Origin of the sequence: Gymnodinialimonas mytili (genome assembly GCF_037544085.1) — a bacterium.
Lineage (GTDB): Bacteria > Pseudomonadota > Alphaproteobacteria > Rhodobacterales > Rhodobacteraceae > Gymnodinialimonas > Gymnodinialimonas mytili.
The window spans coordinates 186,615-203,015 of record NZ_JBBIFW010000002.1 but is presented as its reverse complement, the minus strand read 5'-3'; the positions used below and the strand labels follow the sequence as shown (position 1 = coordinate 203,015).

The following is a 16,401-nucleotide window of genomic DNA, read 5'->3' as shown; positions in this document are numbered from 1 at the left end:
GCGCCCATGTTTGAAAATCTGTCCGAACGCCTGTCTGGCGTCTTTGACCGCCTCACCAAGCAGGGCGCGCTGAGCGAAGATGACGTGCGCACCGCCATGCGAGAGGTGCGCGTCGCCTTGTTGGAGGCTGACGTCTCGCTACCCGTGGCGCGCAGCTTCATCAAGGCGGTCGAGAAGAAGGCCACTGGTGCGGCGGTGACGAAATCGGTCACACCCGGCCAGCAGGTGATCAAGATCGTCCATGACGAGCTGATCGCAACCTTGCAAGGCGACAGCGACCCCGGCGTATTGAAGATCGACAATCCGCCCGCGCCGATCCTGATGGTCGGTCTACAGGGCTCGGGTAAGACGACGATCACAGCGAAGCTTGCCAAGCGGTTGAAGGAGCGTGAGGGCAAGAAGGTGCTGATGGCCTCGCTCGACACAAACCGTCCAGCGGCGATGGAGCAATTGGCGATCCTGGGCACGCAGATCGGTGTCGACACGCTGCCAATCGTGCCGGGCGAAGATGCGGTGACGATTGCCAAGCGCGCCAAGACGCAGGCCGGGCTGGCGGGATATGACGTCTATATGCTCGACACGGCGGGGCGTCTGCATATCGACCAAGAACTGATCGCCCAAGCAGCCGCCATCCGCGATGTGGCCAATCCCCGTGAAACGCTGCTGGTGGTCGACGGTCTGACGGGCCAGGACGCGGTGAATGTCGCCGAGGAATTTGACGACAAGATCGGCGTCTCCGGCGTGGTCCTGACCCGGATGGACGGCGACGGGCGCGGCGGTGCCGCGCTGTCGATGCGCCAGATCACCGGCAAGCCGATCCGCTTTGTGGGTCTGGGCGAGAAGATGGACGCGCTGGAAACCTTCGAGCCCGAGCGCATCGCAGGCCGCATCCTGGGCATGGGCGACATCGTGGCGCTGGTGGAAAAGGCGCAGGAAACGCTGGAGGCCGAACAGGCAGAGCGCATGATGAAGCGCTTCCAGAAGGGCATGTTCAACATGAACGACCTGCGCGGCCAGCTGGAGCAGATGGAAAAGATGGGCGGCATGCAGGGCATGATGGGGATGATGCCCGGCATGCAAAAAATGTCGAAACAGATCGAGGATGCGGGGTTCGACGACAAGATGATCAAGCGCCAGATTGCCCTGATCAACTCGATGACCAAGCGCGAGCGCGCCAATCCGGGGCTGCTGCAAGCCAGCCGCAAGAAACGCATCGCGGCGGGCGCGGGCCAAGAGGTCAGCGATCTGAACAAGCTGCTGAAGATGCAGCGTCAGATGGCCGATGCGATGAAGAAAATGGGGAAGATGGGTAAGAAAGGCATGCTGAAAGGCGGCCTTGGCGCGCTGATGGGCAAGGGCGGCGGGATGCCGCCGGGTATGCCCCCCGGTATGGACCCGTCGCAGATGGACCCCGCCGCACTGGAACGCGCCGCGAAACAGATGGGCCTGCCCGGTGGCAGCGGTGGCCTGCCGGATCTGTCGGGCTTCGGGAAGAAGAAGTGACCGACACGGCGCCGCATATCCCGACGCTGGAAACCGAGCGTCTGACTCTACGTGCCCCCGGCGCGCAGGATCTTGTGTCGTATGAGGCGTTTTATGCGGTGTCTGATGTGACTGTCGGCGGCTATCGCGGTGGCCGGAGTGCGCAAGAGGTTGCCGAGATCCTCGCCCAGGATATCGCCCATTGGGCCGACAAAGGCTTTGGCATGTTCCTGTTGCGTCGCAAAGGCGAAGAGGCCGTTTTGGGCGGCGCGGGATTGGTGCATCCCGACAATTGGCCGAGCCATGAATTGACCTGGTGGCTGATGCCCGAGGCGCGCGGCGCGGGATACGCGACCGAGGCGAGCCGGGCGGTGATCGATTGGGCCTATCGGGTGCTGGGCTGGCTGCGCGTGGAGACACATATGCGCGACGAAAACACCGCGGCCCGCGCCATTGCGCAGCGCCTCGGCGGCACCATTGATCGTCGTGAGACCTTCCCCGATGGCGTGACCCGGGATGTCTACGTGTTGCCGAAACAAGGTGCCGACGCATGACCGGCCCCCGTTGCACCCAGCCGCCGACCGGCGCCGCCGCAGAGGCCGCGTCTATGCATCGCGCTTCGATTCCAACACTGGAAACGGCGCGTTTGCGGTTGCGCGCGCCGACCCTGGCAGACCTGCCCGCCTGGACGCAGATCTTCGCTGACTGGCCCGGAGAGCCGATGGGCGGCGAAGATGCGTGGACCGAGTTCAGCTACTATACCGGGTGCTGGATATTGCATGGCCATGGGCTGTGGGCGGTCGAGTTGAAAGACGGCACGTTGGCAGGCTTTGTGCATGTCGGCCTGGAATGGGATGATTGGGAACCGGAACTGGGCTGGATGTTCCTGCCCGAGCATCGCGGCCAAGGCTTCGCAACCGAAGCGGCCAGCGCCGCGCGCGATTTTGCACGTGATCTTCTGCCTGACGTGGTCAGCTATATCGATCCCGAAAACCACCCCTCTCAAGCCGTCGCCAAGCGGCTGGGCGCGACGCGGGATGCTGAAACCGAAGCTGCGATCCTGGCCGTTGATGGCGAAGCCGTACAGGTCTGGCGCCATGGGGGTGCGGCATGATAACCTTGCACTTCCTCATCATACTTACATATCTGATCGCGTTTTTTCCGGGTCAGGCTATTGAATTTGTGATATTCTTGGAGGAGGCGCTTTGATGCCTCGCCTTGTGGATATACCCATGCTCGAAACCGAGCGCCTGACCTTCCGCGCACCGGAGATCGGCGATTTCGACGCGCTGGCCCCGTTCGTCATGTCGGAGCGCGCGCGCTATGTGGGTGGTGGGGCCGACAAGGATATCGGTCATGCCTGGCGCATCCTTGCCACCCTCTGTGGGCATTGGCACCTGCGCGGCACAGGTGTGTTCGTTGCCGTGCGGAAAGATACCGGCGCGCCCATTGGATCCATGGGCCCGTGGTATCCGGATCCCTGGCCAGAGCGCGAATTGAGCTGGACGATCTGGGATTCCGATGCCGAAGGGAAAGGCTATGCGACCGAGGCCATGATCGCGATCCGTCGCCACGTTTATGCCGATCTGGGCTGGGACACCGCGGTGAGCTATGTCGATCCGAAAAACACCCGATCTGCGGCATTAGCGGTTTGTCTTGACTGCGTGATCGATCCTGACGCCAAAGCCCCGCATGCCGAAGACGTGGTCTACCGCCACCCTGCCCCGGCGGAGGTGTTGACATGACTGCGTTGCGCACGGACCGCTTGGTGCTTCGAAAGCCGACGATGGCTGATTGGCCTGCCTATCGCGCGTTTTACGCGTCGGATGCGACACGCTTTACGGGTGGCCCCTATGATACAAAAAGCGCCTGGAGCTTTTTTGCCGGGGATGCTGGGCATTGGGCGCTGCACGGATTTGGATGGTTTATCCTCGATAACGGCGAGGGTGCGGTCGGCGCCTGTGGTTTACATCATCCACCCCATCAAGCCGATCTGGAAATCGGCTGGAACACTTTCGCCGCCGCCCAGGGCAACGGTTACGCCACCGAGGCTGCACGCGCCATCCTGAAGATCGCGGAAAACGACCATCACCAGCGCCGCCTGGTCAGCTATATCGACGCCGGAAATGGCGCCTCCAAACGCGTGGCGGAAAAGCTGGGCGCGCGCTTTGCGGGTGAAATGGCGGCCCATGACCCGGCATGTGAGGTCTGGGTTCATTGGGAGGGGGCGGTATGAAACAGCGCATCACCACCGACCGGCTGACCCTGCGCATGTTACGGTCTGGGGACCTTGCGCCCTATCTGACCTATTGTGCCAGCCCGCGCACAGGCGGCGTCGGCGGCCCCCAGCCAGAGCACAAGGTCTGCGAACGGTTCTGTGCGATGATTGGACAATGGGCGTTGCGTGGCTTTGGCCGACTTGCGATCTGCCATGATCCGGATGCGCCCGCCATTGGCCATGTGGGGCCGATGCAATACGATGGTTCGCCCGCCGAGATCACTTGGACACTCTGGTCAGACACCCATGAAGGCCGCGGCTATGCGACCGAGGCCGCGCGCGCGGTGCTGGCAGATCTGTTTGCCAATAATTGGCGCAGCATCGTGGCCCATATCGATACCGACAACGCCAAATCCCACGCGGTGGCAAGACGACTGGGTGGAGAGCCGACCGGCGCCGCCCCTGCCCCTTGGATGCCAAACGGTATTCAGTATCGCTTTACAGTGGAGGGCGCCGGATGATCCCGACCCTACACACCGAGCGTCTGACACTACGCGCCCCAGCGCCGCAGGATTTTGAAGCCATCGCGGAGTTCCGCGCCTCGGACCGCGCCAGCTTTGTCGGCGGGCCTGCCACCAAGTCGCAAAGCTGGACCTACCTGTCCGCGTTGATCGGCCATTGGACGATGCGCGGATATGGGCGGTGGATCGTCACGGAAACGGGCGGTGATAACACGGCCATTGGCATCGTCGGGCCATTTTATCCCCTTGATTGGCCCGAACCCGAGATCGCCTGGACCTTATTCGCGAGCGGCGAGGGCCATGGCTATGCCTATGAGGCCGCCCATGCCGCGCGCGGCTTTGCCTACGACCGGTTGGGTTGGAACACTGCGGCCAGCTTCGTGAACCCCGACAATATCCGTTCGGTCGCACTGGCCAAACGCCTTGGGTGCTCGCCGGAACACGCGTTCGATCATGAAGTGTTTGGCAAACTGCATATCTGGCGCCACCCCTCCGCCGGGGAACTGGCCCGATGACCCAGATCCTGACCACAGAACATCTGACCCTGCGCAGACCCGGCCCGCAGGACGCCGCCGCGACGACGGCATTCTACATGTCCGAACGCGCCCGGATGGCGGGCGGGAACCTGCAGCGCCCCGCGGCTTGGCGGTATTTTGCGGCCATGCTTGGCCATTGGGACATCCGCGGCTACGGGCTTTGGGCGGTAACGCGGACTGGCGAAGACACGATCCTGGGCTTGGTTGGGCCCTATTTCCCCGATGGCTGGCCCGAGACCGAGATCGGATGGCTGATATTCGACGGGTCCGAAGGCAAAGGCATCGCTTATGAGGCGGCCAAAGCCACCATCACGGATGCCCGGACCCGGCTTGGCTGGCACAGTATCGTCAGCTACATCCACCGCGACAATGCGCGGTCCATCTCGCTGGCCGAACGGCTGGGCTGCACACGCGATCCCAACGCAACGCATCCAAATGCCGATGCGCTTGTCTACCGCCACCCCTCACCTTCGGAGATCGGCCCCCATGAGTGACGCCACAACCCGCGCCGCCGCGCTGCTGAAAGAGCACCGCGAGAGCATCGACCGCCTCGACGCAATCCTGATTTACACGCTGGGTGAGCGGTTCAAGCACACCCAAGCCGTTGGCCGCCTGAAGGCCACAAACGACCTTCCCCCGTCCGATCCCACGCGCGAAGCCGCGCAGATCGCGCGGCTCGAAGACCTGGCGAACCGGGCCGATCTGGACCCGGAATTCGCCAAGAAGTTCCTCCGTTTCGTGATCGACGAGGTCATTCGTCACCACGAGCAACACCAATCCTGAGGCCGACGCGCCTCAATCCGCCATTCACAAGGAGACACCCCAATGGCTATCAAACTTCGCCTCGCCCGCGGCGGCTCGAAAAAACGCCCCTTCTATCGCATCGTGGCCGCAGACAGCCGCATGCCGCGCGATGGGCGCTTTATCGAAAAGCTCGGCACCTATAATCCGTTGCTGCCCAAAGACAGCGAAGAGCGGGTGAAAATGGATATGGAGCGCGTGCAGCACTGGCTGAGCCAGGGCGCCCAGCCCACCGACCGCGTCAGCCGCTTCCTGGAAGCTGCCGGTGTGATCGAGAAGAAAGAGCGCGCCAATATGAAGAAAGCCGTTCCGGGCAAGAAAGCCCAGGAACGCGCGGAAGAGAAAGCCGCCAAAGCCGCCGCCGCCGAGGAGGCCGCAAATGCACCGGCCGAGGCGCCCGCCGAGGAAGCCGCTGCAGAAGAAACCGCAGAGTAATCTGCACGCGCAGACCGGAGACCCGATATGGCAAAATCCGACCATGTCTGCGTCGGCGCCATTGCAGGCGCCTTCGGTGTGCGGGGGGAGGTGCGGCTGAAGAGCTTTTGCGCCGATCCCACTGATATCGCACGCTACGGTCCGCTTGCCGATGAGGCAGGCGGACAAAGCTTTGATCTGACCCTGACACGGCCCGTTAAATCAGGCTATGCGGCGCGGATCAAAGGCGTGACCAGCAAAGATCAAGCCGATGCCCTGCGCGGAACGCGGCTTTACGCGCCGCGCACAGCTCTGCCCAATCTGCCCGATGACGAGTTCTACCATGCCGATCTGATCGGTCTGACGGTCGTCGATACCGGGGGTGCGATCATGGGCAAGGTCGCGGCTGTGCTCAACCACGGTGCGGGCGACCTGTTGGAAATCCGCGGCAAAGGATTGGGATCCGGCGTTTTGGTGCCCTTCACCCAGGCTGCCGTCCCCACCATAGACCTGACCGCCAAACGGCTGATCCTCGATCCGCCCGATGGGCTGTTCGAGGATCCCAAAGCGGGGGCCTCCGCCTCGGACGACGCCTGACGGCGTCTTTCCCTCGCCGGATCCGGCGCCCGCGTGCCCCTTTCGGGGCCTCCGGGCGTGGACCAGGTCAGATCGGCCTCACTTGTCCAAGGTATTAATGGCTCTCAGGGCAGGATGCCTCCGGCGGGAGTTTTTTGCCAAGATGAAACAGGCGCCACGACAGGGTTGCACGCACCGCTTGCGGCTTGGCCCAGCCTGAGGCCGAAGCGCGCAGCGCGGCAGGGCGAGGTGGGATCTTGCGGCGCAGCCGCACAATTAGGTTACGCGCGGATCCGCCAGCCGGTGCGGAAGATCCAGCCGATGGTGAGGATACAGGCGCCGGTGAAGCCCAGGATCGCCAGGATGGACCAGCCCAGGGCCACATCGGCGACACCGAAAAAGCTCCACCGGAAGCCACTAACGAGGTAGACGACCGGATTGAACAGGCTGACCGACTGCCAGGCCTCGGGCAGCATCGAAATCGAGTAGAACGCGCCGCCCAGGAACACCAACGGCGTCACGGCCAGCAGCGGGATCAGTTGCAATTGCTCGAAATTCTGCGCCCAGATGCCGATAATAAAACCGAACAGGCTGAAGCTCAGGCAGGTCAGAACCAGGAAAGTCAGCATCCAACCTGGATGCAGGATCTGCAGGTCGACAAAGAAAAAGGCTGTGCCGAGGATGATCAGCCCGATCATGAAGCTCTTCGTCGCTGCGGCCAGCACATAGCCTGCCGTAATCTCAAGGAATGAGGCGGGCGCAGACAGCAATTCATAAATCGTGCCGATGAATTTCGGAAAGTAAATTCCGAAGCTTGCATTCGAGATCGATTGGGTCAGCACCGTCAGCATGATCAGCCCCGGCACGATGAAAGCGCCGTAGCTGACGCCTTCGACTTGGTCGATCCGCGATCCGATCGCCGTGCCGAACACGATGAAGTAGAGCGATGTCGACAGGACCGGTGAGATGATCGATTGCGCGATCGTGCGGAAGGTGCGGGCCATTTCAAAGCGATAGATTGCGCGGACGGCTTCCAGGTTCATTCCGTCTCTCCCTCTTGCACGAGACCCACGAAGATTTCCTCGAGGCTCGATTGTTTTGTCTCCACATCGGCTACGGCCAACCCTTCGCTTTGCAGCGCCGTTAACAACCGCACGATCCCGGTGCGCTCGGCCTGGGTGTCATAGCGATAGATCAGCCGTGTTCCGCCTTCGGCCAATTCCAGATCGCGGTCGTCAAGCGCCGCCGGGATTGCGTCTATGGGCGTGCCAAGCTCGATCCGCAGCTCTTTCTTGCCCATCTGCTGCATCAGCACCGCTTTGTCTTCGACCAACAGGATCTTGCCCTTGTTGATCACCCCGACCCGGTCGGCCATGGCCTCGGCTTCTTCCAGGTAATGTGTCGTCAGGATGATCGTCACGCCTGCGTCTTTCAGAGCGCGCACGACCTCCCACATCTCGCGGCGCAGTTCCACATCCACGCCCGCCGTCGGCTCATCGAGAAACAGCACGCGCGGTTCATGGCTGAGTGCCTTGGCGATCAGCACGCGGCGTTTCATCCCGCCAGACAATTCGCGGATCGCGTTGTCTTTCTTATCCCACAGCGAGAGCTGCCGCAGGATCGTTTCGATCTTGGCGTCATCTTTTGGTTTGCCGAACAATCCGCGCGAAAACTGGACGGTGTTGATCACCTTCTCGAAAGGTTCCAGGTTGATCTCTTGCGGCACCAGACCGATCAAACTGCGCGCCGCACGAAACGCGGTGACGGTATCATGGCCAGCCACCGAGACCTTGCCGGATGTCGGCTGCACGATCCCGCAAATCGCTGAGATAAGTGTTGTCTTGCCAGCCCCATTCGGCCCGAGAAGGGCCAGAATTTCGCCCTCCATAATCTCAAGCGACACAGCATCCAGTGCGGTGAAGCCATCGTCATAGGTCTTGCTCAGCGCGTCCACGCGCAAGATCGGGGCGGTCATCGGCGTCTCCTTCGCGCCGGACCCTATGGCCGCTTGCCGGATGCCACAAGATGCACAGATGCAGGGAAGCCATTCATTCCTGAACAGGTCTGACATGATTGAATGCAGGCGGCGGGCAGCGTATGCCCCCGCCATGACACATCCTGCCCCCAAATCCCATGGTCGCCTCAGCCAATCCGCCAGCCTGAAACCCCGCGCATTGATGACGGATGTGCCGCGCCTGAAAGGCGCGTGGACAGCGAAAGTCATCACCTTGTTTCCTGAGGTCTTTCCGGGCGTCTTGGGCGCATCTCTGACCGGCAAAGCGCTGAAAGACGGGCTGTGGGCGTTGGAGCCAATCGATTTGCGCACCTTCGGGACAGGCAAGCATCGGCAGGTCGATGACACCCCCGCCGGAGGGGGGGCCGGGTTGGTTCTCAAACCCGACGTGATGGGCCGAGCCTTGGATATGGCGGGCGCAGGTACGCCTTCGGATTCGGCCAGATGGCCGCGCGTTTACCTGAGCCCGCGGGGCAAGCCCTTTGATCAGGCCACAGCGCGGCGCTTTGCACAGGCCGAGGGGGTGACGCTGGTTTGCGGTCGGTTCGAGGGGCTAGATCAGCGGGTGATCGATCATTACGCGCTGGAGGAGGTCTCTATCGGCGACTACGTTCTGACCGGTGGTGAGATTGCGGCCCAGGTTCTATTGGATACGACGGTGCGCCTGATCCCGGGCGTTCTCGGCAACGCAGCCTCGACCGAAGAGGAAAGCTTTTCCGATGGCTTGTTGGAGCATCCGCAATACACCAAACCCGCGGATTGGCGAGGTCGCGCGATCCCGCCGGTCTTGCTGTCTGGTGATCATGGCGCGGTCGCCCGCTGGCGGCGGACCATGGCCGAGACACTGACCCAAGAGACGCGGCCTGATCTTTGGCAGGCCCATCTGGATCGCCAAGGGCCGAGCCACGATGGAGACTGACCCCACCACAACAACCACCGACATGATGATGGTCGCGGGCCCGACCGCGGCGTTGATCCTTGCGGCGCTTAGCGTATTGGCCTTGCGCTATCGAGCCTGGCTTTGGGTTCTACTGGCCGTTCTGGGCCAAGTCGTTATCGCCATCGCGCAAATATGGCCCTTTGTCGATGAGGCGGCAGGGCAGCAGGGGTCGATCATCTGGCAATTGATGATCGCTGCCTTGTTGGGCGCGGTCCTTTTGATGATCCAGTTGGGTGCGATTTTTCTGGGTTTGGTGATTGGGGCGGTGATGGCGTTGATTGATCTTCTGCTGTCTCGCAATGGGCGCAAGCGCGCGCTCTGGTTCACGATTCCCATCACCATTGTCGTTTGCCTGGCCCTTGGATTGGCAGCGTTTTCGCCATCCTCGGCGACAACCTCCAAAAGACCTGTGGAACAAGGCGCAAGCCCCCCTTGATCGCCATCGCATCGGCCTTTATACGCGGCGCATCCGGGGTCGGAATCGGCCAGCCGGATGGTTGTGTTTTGTCATGGGCCGAACTGTCGGGGCCTTATTTGGCGGCAACCACCTAAAACGAATGATTGTTTGTAACTCTGGCGGGCGCTCCCAAAGCGGGAAATCGCGGACCCGGTCGACACCCAGAGCTCTGAAACGGCATCACCTCCGCGGGCAAACCGTGGGCAAATCATGGAGGGTCCGATGGACCTGATCGCAGAACTGGAGGCCGAACAGATCGCCTCCCTCGGGAAAGACATTCCCGATTTCAAAGCCGGGGATACCGTGCGCGTGGGCTTCCGCGTGACAGAAGGCACCCGCACCCGTGTTCAGAACTACGAAGGCGTTTGCATCGCCCGCAAAAACGGCGCGGGCATCGCCGGGTCGTTCACCGTGCGCAAGATCTCTTTCGGTGAAGGTGTGGAACGTGTGTTTCCGCTCTACTCGACCAATATCGACAGCATCACCGTTGTGCGCCGTGGCCGCGTGCGTCGTGCGAAGCTGTACTACCTCCGGTCGCGCCGCGGGAAATCCGCGCGGATCGCCGAGGATACCAATTACAAACCGCTCAAAAGCGCCGAAGCGTAAGGAGATCACTCGATGAAAAAGGATCTGCATCCCGATTATCACGTGATCGACGTGAAAATGACCAATGGCGACATCGTTCAGATGCGCTCGGCCTGGGGCAAGGAAGGCGACACCTTGTCGCTCGATATCGACCCCACCGTGCACCCCGCTTGGACCGGCGGCACATCACGCCTGATGGATACCGGCGGTCGTGTGTCGAAGTTCAAGAAAAAGTACGAAGGCCTGGGCTTTTAGGGCCAGCGTTTTTGAACAAGATAGAAATGCCACCCTTCGGGGTGGCTTTTTTGTTGTGACACTGACCTGACGAGGGGCGTTTTGCTTGGGTGTTCATGGTGTAGGGTTGGGAAACTACATCATGAACACCCGAAGCAAGGTTACGCTGCGCAGGCAACGTTTAGGACAAACGGGAGCCGGCACGACGACCATTCCCGAACGAATGCAGCATCAGCTCTGCCGCGTCTGCAATATCTGGCGCCAGAGTGGTGAGACCTGCGGCGCCAGGCGAGCCGATCTGCGTGATGTCTGATGCAAGGCTAGGTGAGGATAGCCCGGGAATTGCAACATTTGACGCGTAGCCTGTAGGGAAGCCACGTCACGTGATCAACATGTGTACAGGTTTACGGCGAAAGTCTTACCGAAAGGTTTATAGCGTAAAAAAAGTCGCTTTGTCCTGCCGGACTGACCTGAGCGCCGCACTGGATCGCGTCTTTGCCCAGCGTTGAGCGATTGGTAACACCCGGCTCTGTAAAGTGATGATGGGCTTTTCTCGAGCTGCGGCATAACGGTCGCAGATCGCAGGTCAATCGCGCCCGATTGCAACGCTTTCCGCTTAACAGCCGCGCATCGGGCCGGTATCGTCCGGCCAAAATGCGCGTCCCGGTCAAGAAGGGCGCGAGGCATGTAGTTGAGGCAGTTGCCGCCCCCGGCGGTGCATCGAACAGACGACAAGATAGGACAGGCCGTGGCGCATATCATTGTTTTGGGGAACGAAAAGGGCGGGTCCGGCAAATCGACCACGTCCATGCATGTGGCAACTGCACTGGCTCGGATGGGTCATAAGGTAGGGGGTCTGGATCTGGATCTGCGCCAACGCAGCTTTCATCGCTACCTCGAAAATCGTGCCGCAACATCGGCGCGTAAAGGGGGCAAGATCCCCTGCCCCGAGATCCTCGACCTGCCCGAGATCGACGCGGCTGAGGTGCCGGAGGGCGAAAATGTCTATGACCGCCGCCTGTCGATGGCGGTTGCTGCCCATGAGACACGGCTTGATTTTATCGTCATCGATTGCCCCGGCAGCCACACACGGCTCAGCCAGGTGGCCCATAGCCTGGCCGATACGCTGATCACGCCGCTCAACGACAGTTTTGTCGATTTCGACCTACTCGCTCGGATCGACCCCGAAACCTACGAGCTCAAGGGACCGTCGGTCTATTCCGAGATGGTCTGGCACGCCCGCCAATTGCGCGCCAAGGCCGGGTTGAAGCCGATGGATTGGGTTGTGGTCCGCAACCGTCTGCCCGCGCAGCAAATGCACAACAAACGCAAAGTCGGCAAAGCACTGGAACAACTGGCCAAACGTATCGGGTTCCGCATCGCATCGGGCTTTTCCGAACGGGTGATTTTCCGCGAACTGTTCCCCTCCGGCATGACCCTGCTGGATCTGCGCGAAATGGGGGTGGAGCGCCTCAACATCTCCAACGTCGCGGCGCGCCAGGAATTGCGTGATCTGGTGGCCGCCCTCAACCTGCCGGGCGTCACAGTCGACTTCTGACGCGACCGATACGGGGGGTTTGGGGGTCTCCCCCCAAAACCTGAGCGCGCAGGCGCGAGGCAAAAGGAATGCGGGCCCGACAGGGCCCGCGCCGCTGGGTCAATAATACCGCAGCTCGGTCGCCTTACCGCGGAAGATCGTATAGGCGAGGATCGAATATCCCGCGATGACCGGCACCACAAAACATGCGCCTACCAGAATAATCATCAAGCTCTCGGGCGCTGCGGCGGCCTCGTAGATCGTCAATTGCTCCGGCACGACATAGGGATAGAAGCTATACGCCAACCCCACATAGGCCAGTGCGAACAGGCCCGTTGCCACGGCAAATGGTTTCCAAGACCGCGCATCATCGGGATAGGGCATATCGCGCACCATTCTCCACAACCACAGCACGCAGAGGCCTGAGATCACTGGGATCGGCGCCAAATACAGAACCTGGGGAAATTCCAGCCAGCGATCGAAGATCCGCGTCGAGACCAACGGCGTTGCCAGTGACACAGCCCCGATCCCCAAGATCACCCCCCACAGACTTTCGCGTGCCCACCGAACCGATTTCTGCTGCAGCCCGCCCTCTGTCTTGTGGATCAACCAGCAGGCGCCGATGAAGCTGTAACCCACCGTCAGGAACACCGCGGTCACGGCGGCGAACGCATAGGTCGCCCAGCTTTGCTCCAGCCCCATGATGTAAAGGCCCAGCATGAACCCCTGGCTCAAGGCGGTAAGCGTAGAGCCCGTGAAGAACAGGTTATTCCATAGCGCTTTGTGCTTGGCATGGGCCTTCGCGCGGAATTCGAACGCAACGCCGCGCAAGATGAGACCGATCAGCATCACGAAAACCGGCAGATAAAGCGTCGACAGGATCATCCCATGCGCTTGCGGGAAAGCCACCAAAAGCAGCCCAACCGCGAGCACGAGCCAGGTTTCGTTGGCGTCCCAGAACGGCCCGATGGATCCGATCATCCGGTCTTTCTCGGCATCATCGGCCAGTGGAAACAGGATCCCCACCCCCAGATCGAACCCGTCCAAGACCACATAGACCAGGATTGAGAACCCCATCAGAGAGGCAAAGGCCCAGGGCAGCCATTCGGCCGGATTTCCAAAATCAGGCAACATTGCAGGTCACTCCGCTGGGGTCATGATATCCACCTGGGCTTTGCCCGAATGGATCATGTCATTGGCAGGCGCATCATCACCGCGCGCGGCCTTGCGCGACAGGTAGATGATGACGCTGATATAGGCGAAGAGCAGCAGCGCATAGGCGATCAGGTAGCCCGCCAGAGTACCCGCCACCATGGGCGCAGGCACCTCGGCCACGGCCATCTCGGTGGTCATCACACCCTGGACCAACCACGGCTGTCGGCCGATTTCGGTCGTGTACCAGCCGGCCAGCGTCGCAACCCAGCCTGAGAATGCCATCGGCACCAAGGCGAACAACATCCATTTCGGCAGGCCTTCTGAGGCCAACCAATGCGAGGTCGGTGAGACCTCATGCATCGCACGGCGCCGCCACATGACAAAAACCGCGGCCCAAGACAGCACCAGCATGGCCATGCCCGTCCCGACCATCACCCGGAACGACCAGAAGACAGGCGCCACTGGCGGGTGCAGGATCGTGCCATCTTCGGCCACAAAGTCGTTCAGACCCTGCACCTCGCCATCCCAGTGGTGGGTCAGGATCAGCGAGGCGAGGCCCGGAATGCCGATCTCGAAATCGTTCGAGCGGGTCTCTTCATTCGGCATGGCAAACAGGACCAGCGGCACATTCCCGCGGGTTTCCCAGTTGCCTTCCATCGCGGCGACCTTGGCGGGCTGGTATTCTTTGGTGTTCAGGCCATGCATGTCACCCATGAAGATCTGCGCCGGGATCAAAACGGCCCCCATGCACAGACCGACCTTCAGCATCGTCTTCACAGACCGGCTGTTATCGCCCATCAGACGACGCAGCGCACTTACGCCAGCCACCAGGAAGGCAACCGTCAGGAAGCTCGCCAACATCATATGGGCAAAGCGATATGGCATGGATGGGTTGAAGATGATCTCCCACCAGCTCGTCGCATGGGCCACACCGTCAATCATCTCAAAGCCCTGAGGGGTGTGCATCCAGCTGTTCAGAACGATGATCCAGAAGGCGGACATGGTGGTCCCGAAGGCCACTAGCCCCGTCGCCAGCATATGCAGCCAGCCTGGCACGCGATTGAACCCGAAGAGCATGATGCCGATGAAGACAGCCTCTAGGAAGAACGCGGTCAGCACCTCATAGGCCAGCAGCGGCCCGGCGATATTGCCGACGGTTTCCATAAAGCCCGGCCAATTGGTGCCGAACTGGAACGACATGGTGATGCCGCTGACGACGCCCATGGCGAAAGACAGGGCAAAGATCTTTACCCAAAACCGGTAGGCCGCCATCCATTTTTCGTCCGATGTTTGCGAAAACCGGACGCGGAAAAAGAACAACACCCAGCCCAAAGCGATGGTGATCGTCGGGAACAGGATGTGGAATGAGATATTGGCCGCAAACTGAATGCGGCTCAGAAGCAATGTGTCGAGGGCTTCCATAGGTCTTCCCCTTTACTTGCGTTTCGTCAGCGACAGCGCGCCGCTGGTTTTGTCGATCAGGCCAGCGATCTTGCTGCCCAATGTCATCATCTTGACCAACCGCTCGGTTTCGAGCTTTTCCATATCGTCGTAGAACCCGGTCATGAGTTCGATCATCTCGCGCAGCTCGGCGATACGCGCCTCGGCGTAGTTGTCACCGGCGGGGCCCTGCAGCTCTAGCTCGCGCAGCTTTGTCAGCGTCGGATCAATCTCGCGCTTCTTACGCTCGGCGATCAGAATGCGCGTGATCTCCCAGAGGTCTTCTGGTGTGGTGAAATAGTCCCGCCGATCGCCTTGAAAATGCTTCAACCGCACGAGCTTCCAGGATTGCAGCTCTTTCAGGCCCATCGACGTGTTCGACCGGCTGATGCCCAACCCGTCGGTGATCTGTTCCGCGTTCAGCGGTTCAGAGGACAAAAACAGCAATGCGTAGATCTGGCCAACCGTCCGATTTATACCCCACCGGCTGCCCATCTCTCCGAAATGCAAGACAAATTCCTGCTGTAGACTTGTAAGCTTCATACCCAATCCTGTTCGCATGTTTGGGATTTCAGAAATTTCTGAAACTTAGATAACCGCTTCATCCGCAAAGGCAACGCCAAAGCCTGCGACAAAGCGGCCCCTAAGGGCCGAAATTGCGCTCAACACCATTCAAATGCAGATGATAGCGGTCACCTTTGGGCCGAGAGTCACTAGATGACGGGCGTCGGCAACAAAGCTTCGGTCAGGTGGTCAAAGTCCCGCGCGATGAACATCGCCCCTTCCAACAGCAGTTCCTGCGGCGGGTTATAGCCCCACGACACCCCGATGGCGCGTATGCCAGCGGCTTTCGCCATGCGCATATCATAGCGGGAATCGCCCACCAGGATCGTTTCCGCGGCGGTGCGGCCGGTCTCCAGCAGCGCGCGGCGCACCATTGTGATGTCGGGTTTGGACGGGTTGTCATCGGCGCATTGCACCGTGTGAAAATGTCGGGTCCAATTCATCGAAACCAACATGTGCGAGGTGCTGCGCCGGGCTTTGCCGGTGGTGATCCCAAGGACAAACCCCGCGCGCCGCAATCGCTCGATTGCGGGTCCAGCACCGGGAAAGACCGGCGGCGTCTCTTCTTGATCGACCGTATCGAAGTAGCGCAAGCGATAGCCCAACAGGATCTTGTCACGGCGATCTTGAGCGAGGTGAGACCCCAACGCATCAACCATTTCCGGCAGGGACAACCCAATTGTGGACCGCACATGATCCAAGCTCGGGGGAGTCTCACCGGCGGCATGAAATGCCTCGACCATGGTGTGCGAAATCAACTCGCCGCCATCCAAAAGAGTACCATCCACATCAAACAAGATCAGCGATCCCGTCAGTGGCACGTCCCGAGGCGTCGGATCGCGGTGGATCCGCTTTTCCCAATGTCGCCCAGCCATGTTACCCAATCAACGCGAAAGAAGGTTGACGCTGAAACCGTATCACGTGGGC

At 60.8% G+C, this 16,401-nt stretch carries 22 protein-coding genes; 16 read left to right on the top strand and 6 right to left on the bottom strand.

Annotated features, from left to right (window positions below; all coding sequences use genetic code 11):
* The first annotated feature begins 6 nt into the window (after positions 1 to 6).
* The 11 genes from ffh to rimM all read left to right on the top strand — a co-directional run bounded on the left by ffh (position 7) and on the right by rimM (position 6,569).
* A complete protein-coding gene (ffh, locus tag V8J82_RS10405; protein WP_339974982.1) occupies positions 7 to 1,503 on the top strand; it encodes a signal recognition particle protein in 1,497 nt (498 codons plus the stop codon).
* Positions 1,500 to 2,036, top strand: a complete 537-nt coding sequence (locus V8J82_RS10400; RefSeq protein ID WP_339974980.1) for a GNAT family N-acetyltransferase — start codon at positions 1,500 to 1,502, stop codon at positions 2,034 to 2,036. The genes ffh and V8J82_RS10400 overlap by 4 nt, the downstream gene beginning before the upstream one ends.
* Positions 2,033 to 2,596 carry a GNAT family N-acetyltransferase gene (locus tag V8J82_RS10395; RefSeq protein ID WP_339974978.1) on the top strand — a complete coding sequence of 188 codons (564 nt, stop codon included), beginning with the start codon at positions 2,033 to 2,035 and terminating at the stop codon, positions 2,594 to 2,596. Before V8J82_RS10400 ends, V8J82_RS10395 begins: the two co-directional genes overlap by 4 nt.
* A 94-nt stretch (positions 2,597 to 2,690) precedes the next feature.
* On the top strand, positions 2,691 to 3,227 hold the full coding sequence (locus V8J82_RS10390; RefSeq protein WP_339974976.1) for a GNAT family N-acetyltransferase: 537 nt from the start codon (positions 2,691 to 2,693) through the stop codon (positions 3,225 to 3,227).
* Positions 3,224 to 3,718, top strand: coding sequence for a GNAT family N-acetyltransferase (locus V8J82_RS10385; RefSeq protein WP_339974975.1), 495 nt, complete (start codon positions 3,224 to 3,226; stop codon positions 3,716 to 3,718). The genes V8J82_RS10390 and V8J82_RS10385 overlap by 4 nt, the downstream gene beginning before the upstream one ends.
* Positions 3,715 to 4,221, top strand: coding sequence for a GNAT family N-acetyltransferase (locus V8J82_RS10380; protein WP_339974972.1), 507 nt, complete (start codon positions 3,715 to 3,717; stop codon positions 4,219 to 4,221). Before V8J82_RS10385 ends, V8J82_RS10380 begins: the two co-directional genes overlap by 4 nt.
* Complete coding sequence (locus tag V8J82_RS10375; RefSeq protein WP_339974970.1) at positions 4,218 to 4,736, top strand: GNAT family N-acetyltransferase; 519 nt, start codon at positions 4,218 to 4,220, stop codon at positions 4,734 to 4,736. The genes V8J82_RS10380 and V8J82_RS10375 overlap by 4 nt, the downstream gene beginning before the upstream one ends.
* A complete protein-coding gene (locus V8J82_RS10370; protein WP_339974968.1) occupies positions 4,733 to 5,251 on the top strand; it encodes a GNAT family N-acetyltransferase in 519 nt (172 codons plus the stop codon). The genes V8J82_RS10375 and V8J82_RS10370 overlap by 4 nt, the downstream gene beginning before the upstream one ends.
* Positions 5,244 to 5,540 (top strand): chorismate mutase, encoded by a 297-nt coding sequence (locus tag V8J82_RS10365; RefSeq protein WP_339974966.1) that lies wholly within the window; start codon positions 5,244 to 5,246, stop codon positions 5,538 to 5,540. The genes V8J82_RS10370 and V8J82_RS10365 overlap by 8 nt, the downstream gene beginning before the upstream one ends.
* Positions 5,541 to 5,582: 42 nt before the next feature.
* Positions 5,583 to 5,993 carry a 30S ribosomal protein S16 gene (rpsP, locus tag V8J82_RS10360; RefSeq protein ID WP_339974964.1) on the top strand — a complete coding sequence of 137 codons (411 nt, stop codon included), beginning with the start codon at positions 5,583 to 5,585 and terminating at the stop codon, positions 5,991 to 5,993.
* Positions 5,994 to 6,020: 27 nt separating this feature from the next.
* Entirely contained in the window at positions 6,021 to 6,569 is a 549-nt protein-coding gene (gene rimM, locus V8J82_RS10355; RefSeq protein WP_339974962.1) for a ribosome maturation factor RimM, read from the top strand.
* A gap of 260 nt (positions 6,570 to 6,829) precedes the next feature.
* Here rimM and V8J82_RS10350 read toward each other — a convergent pair whose 3' ends face one another.
* Complete coding sequence (locus V8J82_RS10350) at positions 6,830 to 7,591, bottom strand: ABC transporter permease (protein ID WP_339974960.1); 762 nt, start codon at positions 7,589 to 7,591, stop codon at positions 6,830 to 6,832.
* Positions 7,588 to 8,523 (bottom strand): ABC transporter ATP-binding protein, encoded by a 936-nt coding sequence (locus V8J82_RS10345; RefSeq protein WP_339974958.1) that lies wholly within the window; start codon positions 8,521 to 8,523, stop codon positions 7,588 to 7,590. The genes V8J82_RS10350 and V8J82_RS10345 overlap by 4 nt, the downstream gene beginning before the upstream one ends.
* A 133-nt stretch (positions 8,524 to 8,656) precedes the next feature.
* On the opposite strand from V8J82_RS10345, the gene trmD reads away from it, so the two are divergent.
* From trmD to V8J82_RS10320, 5 genes are all read left to right on the top strand, one after another.
* A complete protein-coding gene (gene trmD / locus V8J82_RS10340; RefSeq protein WP_339974956.1) occupies positions 8,657 to 9,481 on the top strand; it encodes a tRNA (guanosine(37)-N1)-methyltransferase TrmD in 825 nt (274 codons plus the stop codon).
* Positions 9,471 to 9,938 carry a hypothetical protein gene (locus tag V8J82_RS10335; RefSeq protein WP_339974954.1) on the top strand — a complete coding sequence of 156 codons (468 nt, stop codon included), beginning with the start codon at positions 9,471 to 9,473 and terminating at the stop codon, positions 9,936 to 9,938. The genes trmD and V8J82_RS10335 overlap by 11 nt, the downstream gene beginning before the upstream one ends.
* A 243-nt stretch (positions 9,939 to 10,181) precedes the next feature.
* On the top strand, positions 10,182 to 10,565 hold the full coding sequence (gene rplS / locus V8J82_RS10330; RefSeq protein ID WP_339974952.1) for a 50S ribosomal protein L19: 384 nt from the start codon (positions 10,182 to 10,184) through the stop codon (positions 10,563 to 10,565).
* A gap of 12 nt (positions 10,566 to 10,577) precedes the next feature.
* Positions 10,578 to 10,799 carry a 50S ribosomal protein L31 gene (rpmE, locus tag V8J82_RS10325; protein WP_339974949.1) on the top strand — a complete coding sequence of 74 codons (222 nt, stop codon included), beginning with the start codon at positions 10,578 to 10,580 and terminating at the stop codon, positions 10,797 to 10,799.
* A 727-nt stretch (positions 10,800 to 11,526) separates the two neighbouring features.
* Positions 11,527 to 12,336, top strand: coding sequence for a division plane positioning ATPase MipZ (locus V8J82_RS10320; RefSeq protein WP_339974947.1), 810 nt, complete (start codon positions 11,527 to 11,529; stop codon positions 12,334 to 12,336).
* A gap of 99 nt (positions 12,337 to 12,435) precedes the next feature.
* Here V8J82_RS10320 and V8J82_RS10315 read toward each other — a convergent pair whose 3' ends face one another.
* The 4 genes from V8J82_RS10315 to V8J82_RS10300 all read right to left on the bottom strand — a co-directional run bounded on the left by V8J82_RS10315 (position 12,436) and on the right by V8J82_RS10300 (position 16,349).
* Positions 12,436 to 13,449, bottom strand: coding sequence for a cytochrome d ubiquinol oxidase subunit II (locus V8J82_RS10315; RefSeq protein WP_339974945.1), 1,014 nt, complete (start codon positions 13,447 to 13,449; stop codon positions 12,436 to 12,438).
* 6 nt (positions 13,450 to 13,455) lie between these two features.
* Positions 13,456 to 14,892: a cytochrome ubiquinol oxidase subunit I gene (locus tag V8J82_RS10310; protein ID WP_339974943.1), complete on the bottom strand. Its 1,437-nt coding sequence runs from the start codon at positions 14,890 to 14,892 to the stop codon at positions 13,456 to 13,458.
* 12 nt (positions 14,893 to 14,904) lie between these two features.
* Entirely contained in the window at positions 14,905 to 15,453 is a 549-nt protein-coding gene (locus tag V8J82_RS10305) for a GbsR/MarR family transcriptional regulator (protein ID WP_339974941.1), read from the bottom strand.
* A 170-nt stretch (positions 15,454 to 15,623) separates the two neighbouring features.
* Entirely contained in the window at positions 15,624 to 16,349 is a 726-nt protein-coding gene (locus tag V8J82_RS10300; RefSeq protein WP_339974939.1) for an HAD-IA family hydrolase, read from the bottom strand.
* Between the last annotated feature and the right edge of the window lie 52 nt (positions 16,350 to 16,401).